Genomic DNA, 25,616 nt, shown 5'->3' with positions numbered 1-25,616 from the left:
ATATTCAGATAATTATTTATTTAAGGCGTGATTTAAAGGCTTGCTGCCGTTTCAGGCTCAGCTTCTATTTCTCTTAATGCTCTTGAATCCAGTTTAACCAGATGGCCGGCCACCTCGATTTCATAATCGAGCTTTCCGGTTTCCAAATCGCGGTAGACTCTCTGTACTTCAACGATGTCACCCTTTACCGCAATGATTTCCCCTTTCATTTTTAACGCAAGAGTCAGGTAGGCTTTATCCAGAGAACGGAATAGGCAAGGGATCCATTCCAGACTGGCATCAATCACTTCCGTATCACGAACCCCGATAATACGGTTACGTTCAGGAAAGAATACTTCGTAGATAACCTGATTCTGGAGAAAATACCCAGAGCTGCGAACAATACCGGTTTCTCCGGCCTCAATGAGTAGATCGCCTTTTTCTTTACCGGAAAAGCTGCCGTCATTACGTACATTCCTGACGACTCTTACTTCACTTCCGGTCGGAAAGCGGGCATTAAATACATCCATATATCACTCCTTGCCAACTTATTTGGTTTCAGGCTTATCCTTTGCGTAAACAACAGGCTTAATCACAATCACTGCATCCCTGACAGTCTGATGGTTTAAACGCCAGTTCATTACCGTTCTCCAGTTGTCGGTAAGCAACTCTTAATGCCTTGCGGTAATCCTGATGTTGTATTGGCTGGGAAAAAGAGCTCAAAATATGGTTGAACAGGCGTAGCAGCTGGATACGCTTTACTTTGACCAGTTCCGGGTCAAAATTAACTTCAAAGAAGGTAAGAAACTCTTCTGCACTTTGCAGATCAGCGACCTGATCTTCAATGTTTAACGCTGTCATATGATGCTTCCTTTTCTCAATAGACGGCTTATATATGGAATGGGTCATGCTATGACTTATGCAGCGAAACTTCTCGCCAGCGCAAAAAGATCATCTGCCGTTGGCAGGCATTTATTCGTTTCCGCCCATACCCTGAGCGATGCACGCAGAAATTCACACTGCTGCATATTCAAATCTATCCCTAATCCTTTATAGATAGAGGTAATCGCTTTGTTACCGGAATGTTTCCCCAGTACAAACTGGTGTTCCCGGCCGACTATCGCCGGAGAAAAGCCCTGATAGTTGTTGATATCTTTTAACAGACCATCCACATGCACACCTGACTCATGGGTGAATACCGCATCACCAACGATGGCTTTTTGCGGCCATTTCGCCCGGCCGGATGCAATCAGAACGTTATTACACAGCTCGGGAAGTGCTTTCAGCACTACACCACTTTCCGCCTTATTCAACACAGATAAAGCAACGGCGATTTCTTCCAGCGCGGCATTACCTGCCCGCTCTCCAAGGCCGTTGACCGTTGTGTTAACCGAGTGGGCTCCGGCATCAATCGCGGCAAGTGTATTGGCGGTTGCCAGACCAAGGTCATTATGCGCGTGCATTTCCAGTTGCAAATCCGTATTGGTTTTCAAACCGGAGATAAAGCGGGATGTGGAAACCGGGTCTAAAATGCCAAGTGTATCGGCAAAACGCAGGCGCTTCGCTCCAGCCTTCTGCACCAGTTCGGCCAGCCTGATCATTAAATCCAAATCGGCTCTGGACGCATCTTCCATTCCGACACATACATCAAATCCGCTATCGACGGCCTGACGAACATATCGCTCACAGTGGCTGAAAAGCTGCTGCGTGGTAAATTTCAGCTTGCTGCTGATTTGCTGACTGGAAACCGGGGTAGAAAGATCCACCCAATCCAGCCCCAAACCTTCTGCACTCAGAATATCTACATCGGACATCCGGCACCAAGCCATCGCTTTGGTGGAACTTAACGCTTCCGTAATCGCACAGATGGTCTGTTGCTCGACGGCTCCCATCGCTGGGATACCCACTTCTAATTCCGGGACGCCAGCAGCCTCAAGCTGCAGCGCAATGCTGACTTTTTCTTCCGTTGTAAAAGCCACACCCGGACTCTGTTCACCATCGCGCAACGTGGTGTCGTTTACAATCACTGTTGTGGATTTGACCTTTCCCTGTGTCATCACACACCTCCCTGTGTCACCCACTCACCCAACTCTGCGAGTACTTTTCTATGCGTATGCCGGTGTAAAGCTGGCTTCCGATCCCTGCTGTTTTTCATTATCCCAGTAAGGAGAAAGCATACGTAAACGCTCTACAATCGGTGGTAATTGCTCAAGTACATGGTCAATATCGTCATCGGTGGTAAAGCGCGATAAAGAAAAACGCAGTGTACCGTGAGCCGCGGTAAACGGAATATCCATTGCTTTCATCACGTGGGATGGCTCCAGAGAACCGGACGTACAGGCAGAACCGGACGATGCTGCAATGCCCACCTGATTCATCAACAACAGAAGTGCCTCACCTTCAATGTATTCAATAGCAATATTGGTGGTATTCGGCACTCGCTCTTTTGGATTACCCGTGACAAATGTATTGGGAATACGTGACAAAATACCCTGCTCAAGGCGATTACGCAGCATAGCGATCCGTGCCATGTCTTCTACTATCGCTTTCTGAGCCAGTTCAGCTGCTACACCAAGGCCGATAATAGAAGCCGCATTTTCTGTACCCGCACGACGTCCTCGTTCCTGATGCCCGCCTCGCAATAACGGACGGAATCGCGTACCGCGTTTCAGATACAAAACACCAATCCCTTTCGGTGCATGAAACTTGTGTCCGGACAGAGACAGCATATCAATATCGGTACTTTTAACATCAATCGGATATTTACCCATTACCTGTACTGCGTCGACATGGAACTGCGCACCCACCGCCTTCGCTTTTTTAGCCAGGTATTCAATCGGGAAAACCGTACCGGTTTCGTTGTTCGCCCACATGATGGAGACAACGGCCACATTTTCACTCAGCGCTTTCTCGTAAGCTTCTGTGTCCAGACGGCCTTTATTGTCGACACCAATCCAGTGAACCAGATAGCCTTTGCGCTCTAAATTCTGACAAAGCTGCAAGGTTGCCGGATGCTCAACCACTGAGGTAACAATCTCTTTCTTATCCGGCTGAGCTTCTAATGCCGACATAATGGCCGTTGTTGTCGCCTCCGTCGCAGAAGAAGTGAAAATAATTTCTGAGCTGTATTCTGCGCCAACCAGAGATTGTAATTGCTCCCGGGCTTTTTCCATCGCTTTACCCACTGTTGAGCCCAGTTCGTGAATAGAAGACGGGTTACCATAGAACTCATCCAGAAACGGGATCATGGTATCCAGCACTTTAGGGTCAATACGTGTGGTCGCGTTATTGTCCAGATAAACAAGTTTGGCGGGTGCTTTATCAGGCATCATGGGTAGCCTCCTTCTTATGGCTGTTTCCCTGAACCGGGAATACGGTAATCTGCACTCCTAATGCATCGGAAACCTTATTTTCAATCGTTGCCAGGGTCAGTCCTGACAGCCCGCAGCCACTACAGCTACCAGACATAGAAACAAAGACTAAGTCATCTTCGATATCGACTAACTGAATATTACCGCCATCCGCAATCACCGCTGGACGAATCTCATCTAATACAGATTCCACCACTTTAATACGCTTCATCATGGTTATCTGATCCTGAACCGACCCGGTCGCTTCAACCGCTTCAACTTTTGGTTCTTCTGTCGTTTTCGTTTCTTTCGCCTCAGCCACCACTTCGGTTTCAGTCAGACATTCTTCCAGTACCCATTCGATTTTTTCATGGCAGGATGCACAGGCTCCGCCCGCTTTGGTGTAGTTGATGACATCTTCCAGAGTGGTCAGCTGGTTGGCCTTGACCACACGCTTAATCATCAAATCATCAATAGCGAAGCACTTACAGATCAACTCCCCTTCTTCATGGTCGTCTTCAATTTCTTCACCACGATAATCCGCAGCTGCAGCGTGCAGTGCTTCCATACCCATCACTGAACAGTGCATTTTTTCTGGTGGCAAGCCTTCCAGAAAATCCGCGATGTCTTTGTTTGTCACTTTCAGTGCGTCATCCAGAGTTTTACCGATGATCATTTCTGTCAGTGCCGATGAAGATGCAATCGCACTTCCGCAACCGAAGGTCTGAAAACCTGCGTCCTCGATGATTTCTGTTTCCGGGTTGATTTTTAGACTCAGGCTCAGCGCATCGCCACAACTAAGAGAACCAACATCCCCTTTTGCGTTAGCGTCGCTTAACATTTTTGCGTTTCTTGGCTGAAAAAAATGTTCTTTCACTTTCTCTGAATAATCCCACATAAGCACTCCTTGCTTTCGTAGGGTCTCTGACATGGGTGAGAATCAGAGACCTCGACTTCCTTTTCATTGAATGTTGCAAAGCTCACACCAAAAAATGTGATATTCGTAACTTAATGATATCTAAGCGGAATAATTTATGTGAGATAGATCAAATTACAAAACCTGACAAATTGTAGGTTTTTTTGTTACATAACGAATAATGCATTGTCGCGATCCTGACAACGCATTGTCAGGTTTGTCGGATTTTCCGGTTTGCGATCTGTGTCCGGAACGAAAACGACGCCTCTGGTAAAAGATTGACCGTTTTCAGTTCATACAATAACCGTTCTTACCATTATCCTTCGCCTGATAAACAGCCAAGTCGGCACGACGGTATATTCCATTCACATCAATATCACTCTCGTGAAATACACTGATACCTATGCTGATGCTCAGGTTAAAGTCCAGTTCATGCTTGGCAGAGATCCCCCTCACAACTTGCATAATACGTTCCGCCAGCGCCTGTGGGGATCCCTGAGAAACATACTTATGAATAATGGCAAACTCATCTCCGCCCAGCCGGCCTATCACATCGGTATACCTGAGTTCAGAGCGACACTCTGACACCAGATACTGAATGGCCTCATCACCACACTGATGGCCCCAGGTATCATTGATCTGCTTGAAGTCATCAATATCAAGCAGTAAAAAGCAGTAGTTTTCTTCATACCTCTGGTAGGCATATAGATCTTCTTTAAGGTGCTCAAACAACTTTCTTCGGTTCAATGCCCCGGACAAGGGATCAATTTCCGACTGAAATCGGAGTTCCCTGAGCAAGTTGTAGTGATCGGTTATATTACGAGCCACCCAGACCACCGCTCTTTCTCCATTACGAAGAGAGCGGAGCGGATTGACCCGACCTTCAAACCAAAGACATCCCGCAGGACCAGAACAAGGGTCAACGCTTTCCACATCATCGACGGCAAGCGAGTATTCAAACAGCATCAGTTTATCGGCCTCAAGCGTTTCTCTTATTCTGGCCAGAAACCATTCGGCCTTATCCTGAGGTAAGACATCAAATAAACTTGCCCCGATTAACGGCGAACCATCGTGATAGAAATCTGAATCTTCCCCACCCAGGATATCGGCATAATGGCCGCTTTCCGTCAGAATAAACACCATATCAGGAAGCGCTGAAATAATAGCAGCATACTCCTCATGTTCTTTATTATCTTTATCCATGCAGGGCTTCTCTATTTACATTTTTATTATTTAAATATAACCAACCTTCATATTATTTCACATTATAATTACACACGTCTGTTTATTGACATAAAAAAACCGTCATATCTATGACGGTTTAAACATAGTTCAGTGAGTTACCTTTATGCTGGCATAGCCGCAGGTTCAAAACTGTGGCAGTTTTTAGCACACACTTTTGCACACGCCCCACAACCAATACAGTCTTCGGCATTCTCGATAGCCATGACCATCATCATTTCATCTTCATCATAAAGATCATCATCTTCATCAATGTTTTCATTTTCGACAAGGTTAAAAACATCGCGCGAACAGACCTTATAGCAGCGACCACAACCAATGCAGCTTTCTGCGTCCAGCTCTTTAATAAACTGAGGTTCCCAAATAGCACCACCTCGGGTTAATCCGGTAATATTGCTCATCATCATTTCCTTATTTAATTAATTACCATTCTTCATCCATTAATTTGCTTAGCCGACCCTGAACGGAAGCGTTATCCTGTTTTTTTCTTTCTTCCGTTTTTAACGCTCTGCTCAGCCAGCCAGTCGGAGTGCCTTGCAACTCATCCTGAATTTCAGATAACAGTGTGTGAATATTGGCTCCCTCAGAAACCTTCACCGGGTTAATCTCTTTTCCCAATAGCTGCCGTATTGCCGAAGCACCACAAGCATTACAGTAAATCCCGGCACAGCCATCCAGGTCAGCGATTCTTGCAGGCAACTTTTCATGCGTTCCTTCATTAATTGATGGATACTCAATTGCCTCGAGAAGTGACCAGTGCTCCTTATTGACACCATAAACCAGCACACACTTAGCAGTCCCGAAATGCTGGTCGACGTGGTGACGGTCCAGTGTCGTAAACGCGACTTTCAGACTGAACTCTGCCTCTCCGGGAGAGGGCTCAACATGTAATTTTCGCTCACTCTTAATCATGTCATCCACGCTCCTTTTGAGTAACTTCTGATGGTGTAAACCGGTAGCAGCTAACGTGTGGTTCAACCTCGTCTTTGTGATTCAGTAACAGACTATTCGCTACCGCGAACAGGCGCTCACGGCTACCTTCGTAGCCAAACTGACAGACATCCATATTACCGTACTGATCGTGGCACGGGTAACCCGCCCTGATCACGGGGATCTCTGGCTCACAGATATGAGCCGCGTGGGTATTACTGATCACTGCGGAAACCGGTTCTTCTGATGGCAGCAACATAGAGAGGTCGCCAATGAATATCTCTTCAGCGTCTATATTTCTAAGCTCTGGCGTTTCAACTGTCGTCACAACGCGACTCACTTTTGTGCCCACGCTATTAAGCAAGCTGGCATAACCAATGGCTAAGTCCGGCTCTAAGCCAAGCGACACGGTTGCATTGGTTAGCAAGAAGTGGGTATCGACCATCGCATCCTGCAGACGCTTCCTCGCCCTGGTGATCCAATTGGGTACAGGTACCCCGCTAAGCTCTGTCAGCGTCATTACCAGCTTATCCATGCTTTCAATACCCATGCCCATTTGAGTACAGACATAAGGAACGCCAAAACGCTTCTCCAGCCATTTTGCGGTCGAAAGCATTGATTCACCAATCACAATAGTCAGTGCACTTTCCGACATCATTTCAATTTCATATACCGTCGTTCCGCCCATACTCATCGGCGAGAAATCCTCGTCCCCCATATGCCCGTCCAGTGACAGGGAAATATCAGGAACCACGACTGAGTCAAGATTAAAAGCGTCCAGATACCGTTTCATCGTCTCGATGTCCGCAGCCGTCATGCCAACAGAACAGAGAACATTCACCTGTTTTCTCTCGCGTTTTACGCCTGTTGGGGGCAGGACCAGCTGACGAACAACCCGGTCTACCGCATGGGCAAACCCCGTTTGCATGGAACCGGTAAAATCTGGCGTATTCATTGCAACAATCCGGGTAGATTCAAACTGAGGATTGGCTCGTTTGAAATCCATAATCACCCGCGAGATATCGGTACCCTGTAATTCTGTCAGGCCGGTTGTCATCACAGCGATAACGTCAGGAGAGTGCTTTTCACACAACAAGGCCATCGCCTGGTCCAGGTTTTCATCTCCCCCCATTACGGCAGAAATATGATCCATTGCGGTATTCTGCAGCGGAATGGCTTCCCTGAAATGCGATATCAGATATACCTTTGCAAATGCGCTGCAACCCTGAGCGCCATGAAGCAGAGGAATACTATTTTGCAGGCCGAGACTGGCGACTGTCGCCCCTGTTGCCGGGCTGGTTTTCAGTGGCTGAGTGGACAGCGGTGAGTTATTTTTTTTGATTGTGGTCATGATCCGCTCCTTATCCTTTCTTCACTGTTCCAGCAGACGCATCCTGCACTGCTTTCTCCGGTTCCTTCTCCCAAGGTGCCGTGCTACGTGCAGCCGGCCAGACCGGGCTCTCCATTGTCCGGCACAGTTCTCTGGCCAGAGTAATCATGCCTTCGTAACCGGCATAGGCAAGCTCTCTTTCCTGATTGATATGCAGGAACGGAACCGCTGCTTTGAGCGCTGTATACATATTCCGGCCACCCGCAACCATGACATCCGCATCGTATTTGTAGTAGATGTCCAGCAGGTTTCGGGCTCCGCCCTGATCAAGCATCAGGGCGTCTTCACCCATAATATCGATGATCCGATTCTTATCTGCCTGAGTGGATTTAGTGGTCCCTGTCGCGACCGTCTCGATGCCTATTTCAGCCAGCGCGCTAATGACAGACCAGGATTTCACCCCACCGGTATAAAGCAGCGCTTTTTTACCTTTGAGAATATCTGCGTAAGGTTTGATCGCATCACGCACCCTTTGCTCTTCACGCGCAATGACCTGTTCAGTATGCTCAGTCAGTTTGTCATCATTGATCAACGCGGCGAACTGCCGTAATGCGGCAGAGGTGTCCTCGATACCGTAAAAACTGCCTTCAAACCACGGGATGCCCCAACCTTCCTGAAGCTTTCGGGCCACATTGATCTGTGCCCGCGAACAGACAACCATCGCCGCGTCGGCGCGGTGCATGGTCTGAATTTGATGGTATTGCGTATCACCGGCCATACAGCACAATACACGCAGCCCCAGTTCCTCAAACAGTGGAGATACGTGCCAGAATTCTCCGGCAATGTTGTATTCTCCGATAAGAACAATATCGTGTACCTTTCTCTCCGGGTCATGCTTCATGACTGGCTTCGGTGGTGGCTCAGCAGTACCAACCACTTTGTTTACCATGACCTCACCCGCAATCCTGTTCCCCAGGTTTTTATTGCCATAGAAGCCCGCCGCATCCACATGTACGACCGGCACACCATACCGCTCCTGAGCTAATGCACAGATAGCGTCCACATCATTCCCTTCCAGAGCAGGCACACAGGTCATATACACAAACACCGCCGGTGGCTGATGCTCGGTGATCAGCTGTTTAATGGCGTGCAGCAACCTTTTCTCTGCCCGACCCATGATCACATCCTGCTCATTCAGATCGGTAGTAAAGCCAAGCCGAAACAGATTTTTGCCGGTGGCTTTCGTTCCCCGGTTATTCCAGCTGTTTCCTGCACAGCCAATCGGGCCATGTACGATATGTCCAACATCGGCAATAGGCAGCAGGCTGATTTGTGCGCCGTCGAAAGGACAACCACCCGCAGTTGCGCCAGGGGTAGGTCGGCTGCATCCGCTTTTTTCGCCTTTATTATGCTCACAGGCCGGTTCGTCCTGTAGTAGCCTGATTTCGGATTGTTTCATTGCGCCTCCTGCGACAGATAACATGTCCCTTATAATTATTACTCTGTATGTTGCAATAAAAACGCCAAAGGTTATCTTTTTGTTTTAAATGAGTTTTCTTCTTTTTATTACGGGGAAATTGTCTGTTTTGTCATAAAGCAGACAAACGTCATGACACCTTTAAAGCGTTTTGTCTGAAAAGAGCTACTGGAATAATGTTGTGTCAGGTCCCGCTTCGCACGACAGGATGGTATTTGAGAATAAAAGGCAGGAAACAAAAAGCGCTTCACTCTTCGTGAAGCGCTACTACAATCCCGGTACACTGTTCAAGGTGATAAGTTAATGAGCTACACCTTCCCTCGCCGGAAGTAACAAGATGAAGATCAAAGCCACAGAAACTCTCATAGGGTTCACGTTCACCCATGTCATCTTCTGAACAGAGCGTAAACCGAAGATTCGGATAGGCGCTACGCATGCGAGTCATCATATCGTCATCGATATATTCTAACCCTTCCAGAACGGCTCCTATCTGAGCGATATCCGATTTTCCTACAGCAATAGTATCGGCACTTGTCATAATGCTCCCCTCCTAAACAGCTACCTTACAGACAGTATCTTCATTTCCCAGAAGCTTCTGCATCCAAGGCGGTGGATTAGATGCAATCACTTTACTGAGTTCTGTTAATACGTCCTCAGCTGGCATAGGCGCTCTTTTCTTCACTGGGTGAACATTAGCACGAGTTACTTTAGCCGCAGCCGGACCACCAATTGAAAGCGTAAACAAGATGTGACATTCACGCATCAGAGAAAGGATATAGTCGGTACGAGTCTCTCCTTTCAACGTGCTGTCAACGGTACGAACGTCAACCAACTGATGGGTATTTGCATTGACTTCATAAATAAGTACTCGCAAACAAGAGCCATAATGCCCGTTCAGCATTTCACCCTGATTTGAGGTGACTGCCACTCTCAGTTTAGGGTCAGGTAAAGGCAGCAGGTCCACAACTTCTGGTGCATCCACACTATCCAGATCTTTATTGGTCAGAATCGCTAATGCCTGAGTCACATCTTTACGAGGTGCTGAATCATCCAGAGAGGCCACCATGATCCGAAATGACTTAGGTGATATTTCCATCAGCTTTTGTTCTGATAACGGCTCTCCAAGGTGCTGGATCAATAAACCCAGCAGAGATTTTATATCAATGTTAGGTAGTGATTTAGAAGCCATTGCAACACGTAGTGCCGCTTCATTTGAAATAACAGTATCCATATTTCAATTCCTCCCTACGCAGCTGCTTTAAGACGTTTCGCTCTTATAGTGACCGGTAATTTCGGTTTTGTGGTTGGGTCGATATGATAAATAGCGCCATTAGCAAGGTGTATTTCACCGCCCCACTGAGATTCGCTGTCGAACTCAAAATGAGTGATAACCTCTTCGAGGTCTTTTTTCGGAAGGTACAGTGAAAGTTGACCTTCTTCGTTATACTGAATCATTACGTTTGCCATAGGGTTATCCTTAACTCTTTTACGGACAAAAAAAGCCGGCAGCATCCACTGCCGGCTATCGTGCTTATCGAACTAAGTCGAAACCAAAGTCCGTTTTACCCAGTACGCTAGAGTCGCGGTCCAGCTTAGCCAGAACTTCGTTTACTAACGTTGTCAGGATGTACATCGCCCCTTCATAACCAAGGGTAGTACTGCGATGCAGGTGGTGACGGTCAAAAATCGGGAAGCCGATACGTACTAGTGGTACTTCAAACTCAGCGCCTTTTGCTTTGGTATCACGCTCGATGAATTTACCGTACGAGTTACCAATCATCAGGTCAGGTTTATCAGTCAGAACCAGTGAGCGGAAGTGCCACAAGTCTTTACCAACATAGATTTCTGCGTCTGCACTGTATGGACTTTCAGCAAGCTGAGCTTCCATCTTCTTACGCCATCTCTTGTTAGCGTTAGTACATAGCACGTGTTTGATTTCACAACCCAGCTCAGTCAGGAACTTAGTCATACCCATCAGGTAATCAGGATCACCGTATAGTGAGATGCTTACACCGTGTAACCAAGCATGTGAGTCAGTCATCATGTCAACCAGACGGCCACGCTCTTTAGTGATAGATTCTGGAATTTCTTTACCAGTGATCTCAGATACTTTCATTAAGAAATCATCTGTCCACTCAAGTCCCATAGGGATGCTCAGAGCTGGAACTTCTTGCTTCCAAGTACCTTCAACAAACTTCTTAGTCTTAACCAGGTGTTCTGGTTGCAGAAGTACTGTTGTTTTCGCGTTTGGTGCATCTTTCACTTCATCAATCGCTGTACCGCCTGCGTACATACGGTATTCACCGTCAGCAGGAGTATCCAGAACCTCTGAAGGATCACATAGGAATGAATAATCAACATCCATCTCGTCAAGCATACGACGAATCACACGGTAGTTACCCAGGTAAGTTTCAAATCCTGGAACAATGTTGATCTTGCCGTTGCTGCCGACTTCTTTGCCTTCCATCTCTTTACGAGTGAAGTAGCCCATGAAGCCTTCAAACATGTTATCCCAACCAGTTAAATGGCTACCCACAAAGCTTGGAGTATTCGCATAAGGAGTTGGAAGGTCTTCAGGTACATAACCACCTGCTTTTGCGTTTCCTGTAAATGCCTGAAGGTCATCACCAATAACCTCAGCCATACAAGTAGTAGAAACCGCAATTACCTCAGGTTTATACAGTGCATAGGCATTCTGCAGGCCATAGAACATGTTGTCCTGACCACCAAATACCGCTGCATCTTCAGTCATTGAGTCAGAAACACACGCTACTGGCTCTTTGAAATGACGGTTAAAGTAGCTTCTGAAGTACGCTACACATCCTTGAGAACCATGCACGTATGGCAATGTTTTCTCGAAGCCAAGGCCACAAAGCACCGCACCCAGTGGTTGACACGCTTTAGCCGGGTCAATGGTAATGTGCTTACGGGCAAAGTTCAGTTCTTTATATTCTTCTGATGTTGTCCACTCAAAGGTTTCTTTTACCTTTGCAGCATCAACAGCATCTTCATGGGTATTGCGCTTGTTCGCAAACATTTCCTGATATTCAGGTTGTTTGAACAAGTCGTAACCAGTTTTGATATCGTCAATTTTCTGGCTCATAAATCTTCTCCTACCGTGTCACTAATCTGTGAACGACGGTTCGGTTAACAACTGATGGCTTTTCGCTTTGAAAGAAAGCTTTCCACCCTATAATTACGCTGTTTTAGCCATCGCCTCTTCAGACGACTCGTCCTTAAGCCAAGGGGCTTTCATGCTGTTCCAACATGGGTTATTGATAGTCAGGTCCATGTCGCGAGCGAAGATAGCGAAGCCATCAACACCGTGGTATGGGCCGGAATAATCCCAGCTGTGCATTTGACGGAATGGGAAGCCCATTTTCTGGAATACGTATTTCTCTTTGATACCAGAACCGATTAGATCCGGGTTCAACTTCTTAACGAACTCTTCCAGTTCATAAGCACTTGCATCATCAAACAGCAGAGTTGCATCTTTCACTTCCGGAGTAGTTTTCACGTAGTCATCGTTGTGAGCGAACTCATAACCTGCACCTACGATTTCCATACCCAGGTCTTCATATGCACCAATGATGTGACGAGGACGCAGACCACCGACATACAGCATTACTTCCTTGCCTTCCAGGCGTGGACGATACTTGTCGATAACCGCTTGCCATTGTTCACGGTAGCGTTTGATAACTTCTTCAGTCTGAGCCTGAATTTTCTCATCAAAGTAGCCAGCGATCTTACGCATGGATTCTTCAATCTTAGAAGGACCAAACAGGTTGTACTCTACCCATGGCACACCATGTTTTTCTTCCATGTGGCGCACGATGTAGTTCATAGAACGGTAACAGTGAACCAGGTTTAGTTTCACATTTGGTGTTTTTTCCATTTCTGGAAGCGTACCATCACCAGACCACTGAGCAACAACATTCAGACCCATATCTTCAAGGATGATACGAGAAGACCATGCATCACCACCGATGTTGTAGTCACCAATGATAGCGACATCGTATGGACCAGCTTCGAATTCACGCTCATCTGATTTAGACAGTACGTGGTCACGAATAGTATCGTTCGCAATATGGTGACCCAGAGACTGAGAAACACCTCGGAAACCTTCACAACGAACAGGTACAATTGTTTTACCAATTTCTGCCCCTTTCATCTTAGCGACGGCTTCAATGTCATCACCAATCAGACCAACCGGACACTCTGACTGAACAGAGATACCTTTTGACAATGGGAACAGTGTTTCCAGCTCATCAATAGCTGCAGACAGTTTCTTGTCGCCGCCGAATACGATGTCACGTTCCTGGAAGTCAGTAGTAATGTTTAACGTACCAAATGTATCAACACCTGTTGTACCAGTGTAGTAGTTACGACGACCTGCACGAGAGTACTGTCCGCAACCTACAGGACCGTGTGAGATATGAAGCATATCTTTTACCGGTCCCCAAACCACACCTTTAGAACCTGCGTAAGCACAACCACGAACGGTCATAACACCTGGCAGTGTCTTACGGTTTGAAGTAATACAACTTGTACCTTCAGCACTTGTGTCATTTACACCCAGGTGCTTCGCACGGTCTTCACGCGCAACCTCTGGATAAACTTCCAACACCTCATCAATGAGTGCCTGAGTTTCTTGTTTATTCATCGACATCTCTGCCTCCAAAATTTGGTTTAAAGCTTTATAGGCTTAACCGAAATTAAGCCGCCAAATTAATCGCTTATGCTAGCTCAGCAGCAGTCTTACCAACGATAGATTCGTCTTCAACTTCCATGATGCCGAATTCCATTAGCAGGTCTTCAAGCTCATCCATAGTACATGGCTCAGGGACAACGAACATTTCGTTATTGATAACTTTGTTTGCCAGAGCACGGTACTCGTCGGCCTGGTTACAAGTTGGGTCATACTCGATTACAGTCATACGACGGATTTCTGCACGTTGTACAATGTTGTCACGAGGTACGAAGTGAATCATCTGAGTACCGATCTTCGCTGCAAGAGCCATGATTAGCTCATCTTCACGGTCAGTGTTACGAGAGTTACAGATCAGACCTGCAAGACGTACACTACCTGAAGTTGCATACTTACAAATACCTTTAGAGATGTTGTTTGCTGCGTACATCGCCATCATCTCACCAGAACATACGATGTAGATTTCTTGTGCTTTGTTTTCACGGATTGGCATCGCGAAACCACCACATACAACGTCACCCAGTACATCGTAGAATACAAAGTCAAGGTCTTCTTCGTATGCACCTTCTTCTTCAAGGAAGTTAATTGCTGTGATTACACCACGACCTGCACAACCAACACCTGGCTCTGGACCGCCTGATTCAACACATTTAACATCGCCGTAACCAGTCAGCAATACATCTTCCAGTTCGATATCTTCTACCGTACCGGCTTCAGCTGCCATTTCCATGATGGTGTTTTGCATTTTAGTGTGTAAGATTAGGCGAGTTGAGTCCGCTTTAGGGTCACAACCGATGATCATTACTTTTTTACCTGCTTCTGCTAGCGCAGCAACCAGGTTCTGAGTAGTAGTTGATTTACCGATACCGCCTTTACCGTAAATTGCACATTGACGAATTGCCATAATGGTTCCCTCCATAGGATGTGTGAAAAAACAATTCCCTATAACCTATGCGAAAGGTGCGCCAACTCACAAAAATATATAACTCACTGAAAAATAACAAATTAATATTTGGGCGTTACATGACAAACCAACAAACACCCTTTTTTTTGTAAGGTTTAAAACAAAGCTGTCGTATCAAAGGAAACTTTTTGGCTGGTATTCTTTTTTGGTAAAAAACAACCAGTAACCTCTATATTTATGGAAATATGTCTAAACTATGTAAAAGAAGGGTCGATATATTCATTTATAGAAAACGCAATACGGTATTCCTATGAAAAAACTCGGACTTAAACAACTGGCTATTATGGCAGTCATGTTATTGGTTGGACTGTCTGTCTCCATCTCCAGCTATATCTCCTATACCCAAGAAAAAGCCTCTATCATCCAGATCATTACCCGCTCCTCAGAAGATTACGTGAAAGGTCGGGCTGAATTAGTTGAACAGTTTTTCTATGAGAAGCTTCAGGGACTAAAAGGACTGGGCGATCTTTATAAAAACCAACCCTTCCCCGGAAATTCGGCTCAGGAGTATATCGACCTGACCAACGTATTTTCCTCCACCCTAAATACCGGCAGCTCTTTTATTGGCTTTGAATCAACAGGTGACGCGTACTGGAACCAGGTCAGCAATGCGTGGCCGGATCATAAGTTTGATGGTGATATCCGGAAGATGGGTTACTATCAGAATGGCCGTAAAGCGATAACCCCTTCGGTAACCGATCCCTACCCCGATTCAGGTGGTCGCGATATCTATTGGGTCAGTATGGTTCAGAAAACTCACGACGGTATGATAGGTGCAGACCTGCAACTGAGCTTCCTCAACGATTTGGTGAAAAGATCTACGGATATAAAAGGTTCAGTTGCACTTATTCTGAATCAGGACACCACCGTTCTTGCTTCCAACTCCGATGCCATTAAGACAGGTGAAAAAGGTACCGATTATACCTGGTTTAGAGAGGCCGTTTCAGAAGCCGTCAATAATGAAAGTGCCACTGTGGATTACTCTCTTGATGGCAAAGACAAAATCCTTTTCTCTCACCAGATAAAAATTGCAGACAAAAATTGGTACTTTGTTATCGGGCTCGACACCTCTGTCGCCTACGCAAACCTGGAATCAGCGAAATATTCCGCAATTACTACCGCAATTGTGGCAACCGTTATCAGCTTAGTGCTGGCTTTCTTTGTCGTTCAGGCACTGTTCAAACCTATTATTTCACTGAAAAAAACCATTACTGACCTTGCCAGTGGTGATGCCGATCTTACCCAGCGCCTGGAAGTCAAAACCGATGATGACCTGGGACAGATAGCAGACGGTGTAAACCGGTTTGTCGGCAATTTGCAGGAAATGCTACGGGAAATTCAAAATGTCTCAGAGGTTCTGCACACCAATGTGAATCAGATGAAACAACAGTCTGAACAGAACACGGCCATTTTGCAAAACCATGTCACGGAAACCGAACAGGTAGTGACAGCCATTGAAGAGATGAACGCTACAGCCAATTCCATGGCGACCGATGCTGCCAATACCGCCAGCCTGACCCAACAGGCAGACGAAACCAGCAACTTATCACAACAGAAGGTTCGTCAGTCACAGGCAACCGTTGCCGCTCTTATTGAAGATGTGGATACAGCCGCTGCAAACGTCAACCGGATGAGTGGAGAGACCCAGGAAATCAATAGCGTGCTGAGTGTTATCGGTGATATTGCCGAGCAGACTAACCTGCTCGCTCTGAATGCAGCCATTGAGGCGGCCCGCGCCGGAGAGCAGGGGAGAGGTTTCGCCGTGGTAGCTGACGAAGTACGTAACCTGGCCAGCAGAACGAAAGAAAGCACGGAAGAGATAGAAGTGGCTCTGGCTAACCTGCTGAAAGGCACTCAGGTTGTGGTCGAATCCATGGACAATACCAGACAACGTTGTCAGGAAACCGCCGATGGCTCTGGTGAGGTTGCAGAAAGCCTGGAGACGATGACCACTTATGTTACTGAAATTAATACTCTCAGCGCACAAATTGCGACAGCGGCAGAAGAGCAAAGCAGTGTGACTCAGGAGCTTAGCCGTAATATGTCGGCTCTGAATGACATTGTTGGTGAGCTGGATAGTAACGGACAACAGACCTTGACGGATATGGAAAATATCGCTGCTGTTAATAGCAAACTGGTCAATATTGTCGGCCGGTTCAGACTGTAGTTTCTACGCAGACTTTTAAGCACCGCCTATACTCGACTCTTGCCACCCTCCCTTTACCGGGAGGGTGTTTTTTCTGGCATAGTGTCTTATTTTCCTGTTGTGTAGGCTAAGCGCTTAAGTCTCTTTAGGGGGAACACTGGCATCGGCATAGCAAGGGGCACCCTCCACACCTGCATATTCGTGATGTTCATCATTCTCGGCTCGGGACTTGATCCTCCCCTCTAATGCCTGTAAATCCGGAGAATACAAAATAAAACAATTTCGGCCTTTGCTCTTGGCGGTATACATTGCTTTATCCGCATTATACAGCAGCGCCTCCACCGTCATTCCATCATCTGGATAGCACGCGGCACCAATACTCATGTTGGTAATAATCTTCTGTTTCCCAAGCGTATAAGGATACTGCATAGCTTTAAGCAAATGAGTACACAAGGTTTCAATAGCGTCTTTGCTTCTGACAATTTGTGTTATTACGACAAACTCATCGCCTCCAAAACGACTGACGTAATCAGAGCGCCTCAGAGTACTCTTCAACCGGTTAGCCACCGCTATCAACAATTTATCGCCGACCGAATGCCCAAAGGAGTCATTAACTTTTTTAAACTCATCCAGATCAACAAACATCACAGCAAACACGGCCCCTTTTACCCTTTCAGCCGCGTAAATTCTCTGTTCTAATGTTTTTCTCATTGAGATGCGGTTAGGCAGACCTGTCAAAGGATCCTGCAGTGCCATCAGCTCAAGTAATGCAGTACGCTCCTTAACTTTTTTCTTCAGCAGACGGTTCCAGCACAGAACGCCAAAAATAAAGCATACCAGGCCACTGACAAGTGAAATAGTGGCCCCCCAGGGGATATCCTGGTGCACGTCAACATGAACCCAGCGGGAAAAGATGTCGGCCCGTTCTCGGTCTGAAATAGAGGCCAGGGTCTTGTCCAGAATAACGGCTAACTCAGGCCAGTCACTCCTGACACCAAGCCCCAGTTCAAAATGATAGGGGACTTCACCGGACACCCGGAGGTGAGTCAGGCCTTTATCCTGCATGACATAGCTGGTGGTAATAATATTACCGACAAAAGCAAATACTTCTCCTTTCGTGACTGCGGATAATGCGGCTTCTATTGTGGGGTATGCCTGCAAAATAATATCCGGATAATCCATCGATAAGGTCTCTGATGAAGCGTAACCCTCCACAACAGAAACCTTCTTACCAGACAGCCCTGCGACACCCGGAACAAACTCCGTACTCTGACCGGTTACGATCACCATCGTGTTCGAGATATAAGGTTGGGTGAACTGGGCGAACTCTCTTCTTGCGGGTGTATCCATTGCCATACTGAGCACATCCAGCTTACGCTCGCGAACCCCCAGAATAGACTCAGACCAGCTTTGAACCGGTGAGCGGACAAAATGAATATTAAGTTTTTTCTCAATTAAAGCGATAAAATCAGAAGCAATGCCCTGATAACCGCCATCTTTCTCAAAATATTCTAGCGGTGGCCAGTACTGGTTAGAGGCTAAGCGGATAACCGGATGTTGTGCGAGCCACTGCTGCTCGGCTTCAGTAAGCAGAACATCGCGGCTGTCCTCTGGTGAAGAGAGAGTATCGGCAGGCTCTTTGGCTGATGCCACCGGCCCCTCTTTTTCATAAAACCGGGTCTCTGCATTACCCTCTCCGATAATAGATACAGAAAAGAAAACAACCCAAAAGTATATCTTCAGGTTATTTATTAACTTTCGCATAGCTGGCGTTTTCCTAACAACAATTTGATAAAACAGAAAGCTAAAATAACTAACCCTGCATTATGAAATATAAAACCAATATTACTGGAATTAAAAGTCAGTTGATAAGAAATATCTATTTCAATTTCACTTTTTATCAAATTTAAGATTAAATAACGAAAGTGTCAGAATAAAAACCAAACTTTAAAATCAATAAGATACAATAACATTCTTACCTGTAATTAAACTTATTCTTAAGTTAAAAATAAAAACATTAAATTAAGACATTGATTCCAAATGATTAGTTTAATGAATACATAACTAAAGAGCCCTATTGTCAGGAACGGGCTCTTTTCTTTGTTGCACTAAGATTTGCGAGTGATAGGGTGGTTTTATCCTGCGACACTGACTAAAAATTAGGATCAACCTGAAATCGCATGACTTCATGTGAAATAGGGTGTCTGATGGTTAATGAGTCCGCGTGTAAATATAATCTATGAGATTTTTTACCATACAGATCATCACCGACAATCGGCAGATTCAGGCCGTCCACATGAGCACAATGGACCCTGAGTTGATGGGTTCTTCCCGTTTTCGGGTACAGATACACTTTGGATTGCGTCTCGCGATATTCACATAATTCCCAGCGGGTTTCTGCCGGTTTACCATGTTGCAGGCAAACCAACTGACGCGGCCGGTCATCCGGATCTCCTCTCAGCGGCAGTTCAATCATGCCTTCCGCGCTTTCTGGCCTTCCGTCAATCAGTGCTACATAACGCTTTTCAATACTGCGGCTAATAAATTGTTTCTGTAACTGCTTATGGGCCCGATGGTTCAGCGCGAGCACCATCAGTCCGGAGGTAGACATATCCAGCCGGTGTACTATCAGCGAGCCTGTCGCGTCAGGAAACATAGCCTTCATCCGGGAATATACCGAATCTTCGATATTTTTTCCCGGCACAGACAGGAACTCCGCTGGTTTATTCACTATCGCAATGGCATCGTCCTGATAGATAATATCCAGTTGCTTCCCCTCGGCTGGATTAACCAACAGAGGGTTGTCGTCCATCGCTATACCATCAAGCATATGCGATAAAATAGGCTGGCATTTTCCACTGCATGAAGGATAGTAATATTTATGGCGGCGAATTTCTGATTTCGGTGACTGGCCCCACCAGAATTCCGCCATGGCCAGAGGCTTCATTCCATGCAAAAAGGCATACTGCAATAGTTTAGGAGCGGCACACTCACCAGCACCAGCAGGAGGGACCCGGTTCACCGTATCCTGAAACAGCTCAGCTAAATCTTTTGCGTCCCCGAAACAGTTAAGAAACCGGTACTGGGCAAACAGTTTTTTCTGCAATGCCTTAGACTGGGATTTCCTCTGCTCCTTGAGAACATCGATAGGTATTTGTAACTGCGTCAAACCAGAACGGATAGCGGTAATTTCAGCTTCCCAGAACTCTTTTCGTTGTTTAAGCTCTCGCTTCTCTGCGACACTTTGTTGTCCCAGCAGAGCCATTTTTTCCTGGTAATCAGGAGAGGCAATAGCTCCGGTTTTCAACTGGTTTTCCAGGACTGTCCGTTCGGACTTGCGTTGCCGGCGACCCTCAGCCATTTGGCTGCGCCAGACTGAAAGCTGGTTTTCTTCTTCGGCCAGAACTGACTTCAGTTTCTGTTGTATTTCAGGAATATCGGGCTGGCTTTCTAATACGTCAATCTGGCGATTAATCTCATTGATTTTAGCCTGCTCTGTCAGAAAGAAACCATCCTGGGACAGCATATCAAACACCGGAGGAACAAAACCCGGTAATAGATTGCTGTCGGCTAACTTACCGGAAAAAGCAGACAGAAACCCCACTTCACCCTGAGTATTCCTCACCACCAGCACACCGAACATTTTCCCGATAGCACCCTCAGTCTCTTTTCCTAATCCAAAATTATGCTGCCAGTTCGTTTGAGTACACAGATGCTGTTGCAATTGCTTAGCAGCCAGTTCACTCAGTGGATGAGGTTCATAACAGAAAGGAAAGGTGAATTTTTGCGGTAAGGCGTATTGATCAATAGGCTGGTTAAAATGGTGAAAGCAGTTATCCGGGGTATTCATTATCGTATCTTGCGTGCCTGATAAGTCTGGGGGCAGAGTAACTGCAGATTTTACCTGTTTATTCTGCGGAATTCACGGCTATTTGTTTTTGCACCTCATCAGCACAGTAACGCGTTGTATCATAGACGATATAACTGCCACCCTGTGATTCCGGGTTAATTCTGATAATAGCCGGGTTGCCGTGGAAACCGACTTGCTCAAGCTTCGAACACAGCTGAACGGGAGCCTGCTCAAACACAACATTCATGAAAGGCAATAACGCCTGCTCAACAAACCCATGAGTATTGAAATCGTTCAACGCCTGCTCAAGGGTATCTGTATCGGTAAATTCAAGAATCTGAATAATTTCTTCTAAACGCATAAATAGTTCCATTGCCACTGATTCCGTCAGAATCTCACTCTGATAAGCAATTCATGGCATTAATATCTTTATAATCAGGGTGGTACACAAAACAGCACCGAATGCTAATTGGGTCACTTTATATCATATTTTCCCCATAGAGAGATATGGGTATATAGGCTGAGAAATGTGTCTGAAAATTACACGCCACAACGTCAGAATAACCACTATTTATTTCACAGATTAAAATAAACCACAAAACGGGATGGAGATCACTTCAGTATTTTTTTATTTATTTTTTATATTTAAAAGTGAGAACCAAATCACCTTAACAAAACTTTGCTAGTATAAAGATATGTGATGTTGCGCATTTTATTTTTATTGACTTTTGAATAAATAAAAACCTGTAAGTAAATTACAGTGTAATTTTGAGATCTAAATCTCATTAAAAATATCATGCCACTGAATTTTTATTGCTCTATGTCACAAAAAACCCGTTCAGAGGCTATACGTGAAATCCTGTGTTAAGTTGAAAGTGTCTTAAGCAAACAACAACGGTTTTTACCAGAAACCGTACACACGAACACAATAGAACATCGAACGGGGTACTGATATGTTATCACCAGAAGCGAAGGTAAAGGTTCAAAATTTTGGCCGGTTCCTTTCTAATATGGTAATGCCTAACATCGGCGCGTTTATCGCCTGGGGTTTCATTACCGCACTATTTATTCCAACCGGTTGGGTGCCAAATGAAACACTGGCTTCCATGGTTGGCCCTATGATCAAATTCCTGCTGCCTCTGCTTATCGGTTATACCGGTGGTAAAATGGTGGGTGGCGACCGCGGTGCCGTTGTCGGTGCTGTAACAACCATGGGTGTTATCGTCGGTACGGATATCCCTATGTTCCTTGGTGCCATGATTGCCGGTCCTCTGGGCGGCATTGCCATCAAGAAATTTGACCATGCCGTTCACGGTAAAGTGAAAAGCGGCTTCGAAATGCTGGTGAACAACTTCTCCGCCGGTATTATCGGTATGATCTGTGCGATTATCGCCTATATGATCATCGGTCCTGCGGTAAAAGTACTGTCTAGCGGTCTGGCGGCTGGCGTAAACGTTCTGGTTGAAACAGGTGTCCTTCCTCTTACCTCTATTTTTGTTGAGCCTGCGAAGATCCTGTTCCTGAACAACGCCATCAACCACGGCATCTTCTCACCTCTGGGTATCCAGCAATCTGAAGAACTGGGTAAATCAATCTTCTTCCTGATTGAAGCCAACCCGGGTCCTGGTCTTGGTCTGCTGCTGGCCTACATGATGTTTGGTAAAGGCAGCGCTAAGCAATCTGCGGCAGGTGCTTCTATCATCCACTTCCTGGGTGGTATCCACGAGATTTATTTCCCATACGTGCTGATGAACCCACGTCTTATCCTGGCCATGATTGGTGGTGGTATGACGGGTGTGTTCGTTAACGTTATGTTCCAGTCTGGTCTGGTTTCTCCGGCATCTCCTGGCTCCATCTTCGCGGTACTGCTGATGACGCCTAAGTCTGCATTTGTCGGTGTTATCCTGTCTGTTATCTGTTCAGCGGCGGTATCTTGCGTTATCGCATCCTTCCTGCTGAAAACACAGAAACAAACGGAAGATGATGAGTCTCTTGAAGAAGCAACCAGTCAAATGCAAGACATGAAAGCGGCCTCTAAAGGTGCGGCTCCTGTTGCGGCAAACATTGATATGGCTGCAGTTCGCAAAATCATCGTGGCATGTGATGCGGGTATGGGTTCAAGTGCCATGGGTGCGAGCCTGCTGCGTAAAAAAGTGGAAGCTGCCAATATGGATATTGATGTATTCAACCTGGCAATCAACAGCCTGCCTGATGATGTGGATATTGTGGTCACCCACAAAGATCTGACTGACCGTGCCCGTCAGCATGCAGCAAATGCGAAGCATATTTCTCTGACTAACTTCCTGGATAATTCGCTGTACGACAATCTGGTTACTGAGCTGGTTTCGGCGAAAGAGGGCGATCTAAAAAAGCCTGAAGCACCAGTAAACACTAGCTCTGACGACGATGGTTCGTTAAAGCTTTCAGATGAGAACATCTTCTTAGGTCTGGAAACAAAAGGTAAGGAAGAGGTTATCAGGTTTGCTGGTGAGCAACTTGTAAAACTGGGATATGTGGCACCCGAGTATATAGACGGCATGCTGGCACGTGAAGAGCTGGTCTCTACTTACTTAGGTGAGTCCATCGCGGTTCCTCACGGAACCATCGAAACCAAGCAGTATGTGAAGAAAACCGGCATTGTTTTCTGCCAGTTCCCTGAAGGTGTTCAGTGGGGTGAAGATGAAGACGACGTAGCCAAACTGGTTATCGGTATTGCTGCTGAAGGCGACGAACACATACAGGTTATCACCGCGATAACAAATTCACTGGATGACGAAGAAGCGGTTAACTGTTTGAAGACCACCACCAATCCGGCGGATGTGCTTCGAATTCTGAATGCTTAACCAAACTTCGGAATCACGCTCCTAACAGTGAATTTAAGGCCGGCTCCCCTGGCTGGCCTTCTTTCCCAATTTTTAACCTTTTTTTGGAAGATACGTTATGAAAGCATTGCATTTTGGTGCCGGAAACATCGGGCGCGGATTTATTGGTAAACTGCTGGCTGACGCTGGTGTTGCCGTTACCTTCACCGACGTGAATGAAGCCGTTGTTAACGGACTCATTGAAAGAAATGAATATCCGGTAAAAGTCGTCGGCGCTGACTGTGTTGTAGAAACCGTCACAGGCGTGACTGCCATTAACTCAACCGATCCTTCAGTCGTTGACTGTATCGCTGACATGGATCTCATCACCACTGCCGTGGGCCCGACAGTATTAAAGATCATTGCCAAAACCATCGCTGAAGGTCTGGAAAAAAGATTGAGCAGCGGTGTCACAACACCACTGAACATTATTGCCTGCGAGAATATGGTTCGCGGAACTAGCCAGCTGAAAGCCGCTGTATTTGAGCTGCTGACTGATGATGTAAAAGTAAAAGCAGATGAGTATGTCGGCTTTGTCGATTCAGCGGTAGACCGTATCGTGCCACCAGCCGAAGAAGGTGAAACCGATCCGCTTGCAGTCACCGTAGAAACCTTTAGTGAATGGATTGTGGATGAAACTCAATTTAAAGGTGATATCCCTGATATCCCGGGTATGGAACGTACCGATAATCTAATGGCATTTGTTGAGCGCAAACTGTTTACCTTGAACACTGGCCACTGTGTGACCGCATATTTAGGTAACCTGAAAGGCCATAAAACGGTTCGGGAAGCCATTGAGGATAAAGCCATTCGAACCGATGTAAAAAGAGCCATGGAAGAAAGCGGTGAAGTTCTGATTAATCGCTATGGGTTTGAACCAGAAAAACACGCAGCCTATATTGAGAAAATTCTGGGTCGTTTTGCTAACCCTTATCTGGTGGATGAAGTCGACCGTGTTGGTCGTCAGCCACTGCGAAAATTGGGTAAAGATGACCGCTTAATCAAGCCCCTGCGTGGCACTATCGAATATGGTACGGCTAACGACACTTTACTAAAAGGTGTTGCAGCGGCATTGAAATACACTAATAGCGACGATCCTCAGGCTGTCGAGCTACAGGAGACTATTTCGGATATGGGTGTCAGAAAGACACTGGCCAAGTATTGTGAATTGGATGAAAACGGTAAAGAAGCGATTCAGATAGAAGCGTTATATAACAAGATTAGTTAATCCATTTACCGAAGGGAATGGGGTATCCATTCCCTTATCACCACACTTTGTCGTTATAGTGTTTTTATGAAAGAACTTAATAATGAATCCGATATTATTGAAGCACTGAATTCCGCACCAACGGTAAGAGGTTTTTTTAATATTGCGGTCAATCTTCTTACTCAGTCAATAGATGCACTTGTACAGCGAATATTCAGAAAAGATGACTTTGCTGTGCAAACGGTTGTTGAGCCACTTCTTAATGAATCAGGCCCATTAGGCGAAATCCTTGATCGCTCTAAATTACTGTTTGCTATTGGTATATTACCCGAGATGGTTTACCATGATATTGAAGATATTATTCAACTGCAGACCAAACTTAATCAAGAAATTGATGAACATACTTTCACCGATCACTACATCATTAACTCTTTACAGAATATGACGTTGTCCGAAAGAATAGCGCTCCCTTCACTCAATTCATCCGGCCATTATCCGGATGAGTTGGAAGAAGAGTTCAATGAACTTCAGATCCAGAGACAGCAGCAAGTGATTAAATCCGGATTGTCATTGGTTATTATTGAAATCTGTGAAGTATTAAATAGCAATTATTTATAGTAAATATAACGCTCTGATATATCGATTTATCAGTATCT

At 45.9% G+C, this 25,616-nt stretch carries 23 protein-coding genes; 4 read left to right on the top strand and 19 right to left on the bottom strand.

Translation table 11 applies throughout. The annotated features are described in order from the left end of the window. Positions 1–32: 32 nt before the first annotated feature. The 16 genes from DI392_RS06635 to nifH form a co-directional block, all read right to left on the bottom strand. Positions 33–509 carry a nitrogen fixation protein NifZ gene (locus DI392_RS06635; RefSeq protein WP_109319123.1) on the bottom strand — a complete coding sequence of 159 codons (477 nt, stop codon included), beginning with the start codon at positions 507–509 and terminating at the stop codon, positions 33–35. A 58-nt stretch (positions 510–567) separates the two neighbouring features. Then, entirely contained in the window at positions 568–840 is a 273-nt protein-coding gene (locus DI392_RS06630; protein ID WP_181388375.1) for a nitrogenase-stabilizing/protective protein NifW, read from the bottom strand. Positions 841–896: 56 nt separating this feature from the next. After that, on the bottom strand, positions 897–2,036 hold the full coding sequence (gene nifV / locus DI392_RS06625; RefSeq protein WP_109319121.1) for a homocitrate synthase: 1,140 nt from the start codon (positions 2,034–2,036) through the stop codon (positions 897–899). Positions 2,037–2,084: 48 nt separating this feature from the next. Further along, positions 2,085–3,311, bottom strand: coding sequence for a cysteine desulfurase NifS (nifS, locus tag DI392_RS06620; protein WP_219930886.1), 1,227 nt, complete (start codon positions 3,309–3,311; stop codon positions 2,085–2,087). Then, on the bottom strand, positions 3,301–4,227 hold the full coding sequence (nifU, locus tag DI392_RS06615; RefSeq protein WP_109319120.1) for a Fe-S cluster assembly protein NifU: 927 nt from the start codon (positions 4,225–4,227) through the stop codon (positions 3,301–3,303). Before nifU ends, nifS begins: the two co-directional genes overlap by 11 nt. 306 nt (positions 4,228–4,533) lie before the next feature. Then, positions 4,534–5,448, bottom strand: a complete 915-nt coding sequence (locus DI392_RS06610) for a sensor domain-containing diguanylate cyclase (RefSeq protein WP_109319119.1) — start codon at positions 5,446–5,448, stop codon at positions 4,534–4,536. A 143-nt stretch (positions 5,449–5,591) separates the two neighbouring features. Further along, on the bottom strand, positions 5,592–5,888 hold the full coding sequence (gene fdxB, locus DI392_RS06605; RefSeq protein ID WP_219930885.1) for a ferredoxin III, nif-specific: 297 nt from the start codon (positions 5,886–5,888) through the stop codon (positions 5,592–5,594). Between the two features lie 22 nt (positions 5,889–5,910). Further along, complete coding sequence (locus DI392_RS06600) at positions 5,911–6,399, bottom strand: NifB/NifX family molybdenum-iron cluster-binding protein (RefSeq protein WP_109319117.1); 489 nt, start codon at positions 6,397–6,399, stop codon at positions 5,911–5,913. 1 nt (position 6,400) lies between these two features. After that, a complete protein-coding gene (nifN, locus tag DI392_RS06595) occupies positions 6,401–7,768 on the bottom strand; it encodes a nitrogenase iron-molybdenum cofactor biosynthesis protein NifN (RefSeq protein ID WP_109319116.1) in 1,368 nt (455 codons plus the stop codon). Positions 7,769–7,778: 10 nt separating this feature from the next. Continuing rightward, a complete protein-coding gene (gene nifE / locus DI392_RS06590; protein WP_109319115.1) occupies positions 7,779–9,206 on the bottom strand; it encodes a nitrogenase iron-molybdenum cofactor biosynthesis protein NifE in 1,428 nt (475 codons plus the stop codon). A 265-nt stretch (positions 9,207–9,471) separates the two neighbouring features. Further along, positions 9,472–9,762: a DUF6129 family protein gene (locus DI392_RS06585; RefSeq protein ID WP_109319114.1), complete on the bottom strand. Its 291-nt coding sequence runs from the start codon at positions 9,760–9,762 to the stop codon at positions 9,472–9,474. Positions 9,763–9,774: 12 nt separating this feature from the next. Further along, positions 9,775–10,455 (bottom strand): NifB/NifX family molybdenum-iron cluster-binding protein, encoded by a 681-nt coding sequence (locus DI392_RS06580; RefSeq protein ID WP_109319113.1) that lies wholly within the window; start codon positions 10,453–10,455, stop codon positions 9,775–9,777. Between the two features lie 14 nt (positions 10,456–10,469). Further along, positions 10,470–10,691: a putative nitrogen fixation protein NifT gene (gene nifT / locus DI392_RS06575; RefSeq protein WP_109319446.1), complete on the bottom strand. Its 222-nt coding sequence runs from the start codon at positions 10,689–10,691 to the stop codon at positions 10,470–10,472. Between the two features lie 64 nt (positions 10,692–10,755). Beyond that, positions 10,756–12,327 (bottom strand): nitrogenase molybdenum-iron protein subunit beta, encoded by a 1,572-nt coding sequence (nifK, locus tag DI392_RS06570; protein ID WP_109319112.1) that lies wholly within the window; start codon positions 12,325–12,327, stop codon positions 10,756–10,758. 93 nt (positions 12,328–12,420) lie between these two features. After that, a complete protein-coding gene (gene nifD / locus DI392_RS06565) occupies positions 12,421–13,887 on the bottom strand; it encodes a nitrogenase molybdenum-iron protein alpha chain (RefSeq protein WP_245883978.1) in 1,467 nt (488 codons plus the stop codon). Between the two features lie 73 nt (positions 13,888–13,960). Continuing rightward, the gene (nifH, locus tag DI392_RS06560) at positions 13,961–14,836 is read right to left on the bottom strand and encodes a nitrogenase iron protein (RefSeq protein WP_109319110.1); all 876 of its coding nucleotides are present in this window, start codon (positions 14,834–14,836) and stop codon (positions 13,961–13,963) included. Between the two features lie 310 nt (positions 14,837–15,146). On the opposite strand from nifH, the gene DI392_RS06555 reads away from it, so the two are divergent. Next, a complete protein-coding gene (locus tag DI392_RS06555) occupies positions 15,147–17,063 on the top strand; it encodes a methyl-accepting chemotaxis protein (protein WP_109319109.1) in 1,917 nt (638 codons plus the stop codon). Between the two features lie 114 nt (positions 17,064–17,177). Here DI392_RS06555 and DI392_RS06550 read toward each other — a convergent pair whose 3' ends face one another. The 3 genes from DI392_RS06550 to DI392_RS06540 all read right to left on the bottom strand — a co-directional run bounded on the left by DI392_RS06550 (position 17,178) and on the right by DI392_RS06540 (position 21,253). Then, the gene (locus DI392_RS06550; RefSeq protein ID WP_109319108.1) at positions 17,178–18,806 is read right to left on the bottom strand and encodes a diguanylate cyclase domain-containing protein; all 1,629 of its coding nucleotides are present in this window, start codon (positions 18,804–18,806) and stop codon (positions 17,178–17,180) included. Positions 18,807–19,194: 388 nt separating this feature from the next. Continuing rightward, entirely contained in the window at positions 19,195–20,892 is a 1,698-nt protein-coding gene (locus DI392_RS06545) for an RluA family pseudouridine synthase (RefSeq protein WP_109319107.1), read from the bottom strand. Positions 20,893–20,950: 58 nt separating this feature from the next. Then, positions 20,951–21,253 (bottom strand): hypothetical protein, encoded by a 303-nt coding sequence (locus DI392_RS06540; RefSeq protein ID WP_146194524.1) that lies wholly within the window; start codon positions 21,251–21,253, stop codon positions 20,951–20,953. A 592-nt stretch (positions 21,254–21,845) separates the two neighbouring features. Between DI392_RS06540 and DI392_RS06535 the strand changes: the two genes are divergently transcribed. The 3 genes from DI392_RS06535 (at position 21,846) to DI392_RS06525 (ending at position 25,578) form a co-directional block, all read left to right on the top strand. Then, positions 21,846–23,735: a PTS mannitol transporter subunit IICBA gene (locus DI392_RS06535; protein ID WP_109319105.1), complete on the top strand. Its 1,890-nt coding sequence runs from the start codon at positions 21,846–21,848 to the stop codon at positions 23,733–23,735. Between the two features lie 97 nt (positions 23,736–23,832). Further along, positions 23,833–24,981 (top strand): mannitol-1-phosphate 5-dehydrogenase, encoded by a 1,149-nt coding sequence (locus tag DI392_RS06530; RefSeq protein ID WP_109319104.1) that lies wholly within the window; start codon positions 23,833–23,835, stop codon positions 24,979–24,981. 66 nt (positions 24,982–25,047) lie between these two features. Continuing rightward, a complete protein-coding gene (locus DI392_RS06525) occupies positions 25,048–25,578 on the top strand; it encodes an MltR family transcriptional regulator (RefSeq protein WP_109319103.1) in 531 nt (176 codons plus the stop codon). Positions 25,579–25,616: the final 38 nt, after the last annotated feature.

It is taken from the genome of Vibrio albus, assembly GCF_003144035.1.
GTDB classification, from domain to species: Bacteria; Pseudomonadota; Gammaproteobacteria; order Enterobacterales; family Vibrionaceae; genus Vibrio; species Vibrio albus.
This window is presented reverse-complemented; position numbering and strand designations above follow the sequence as displayed.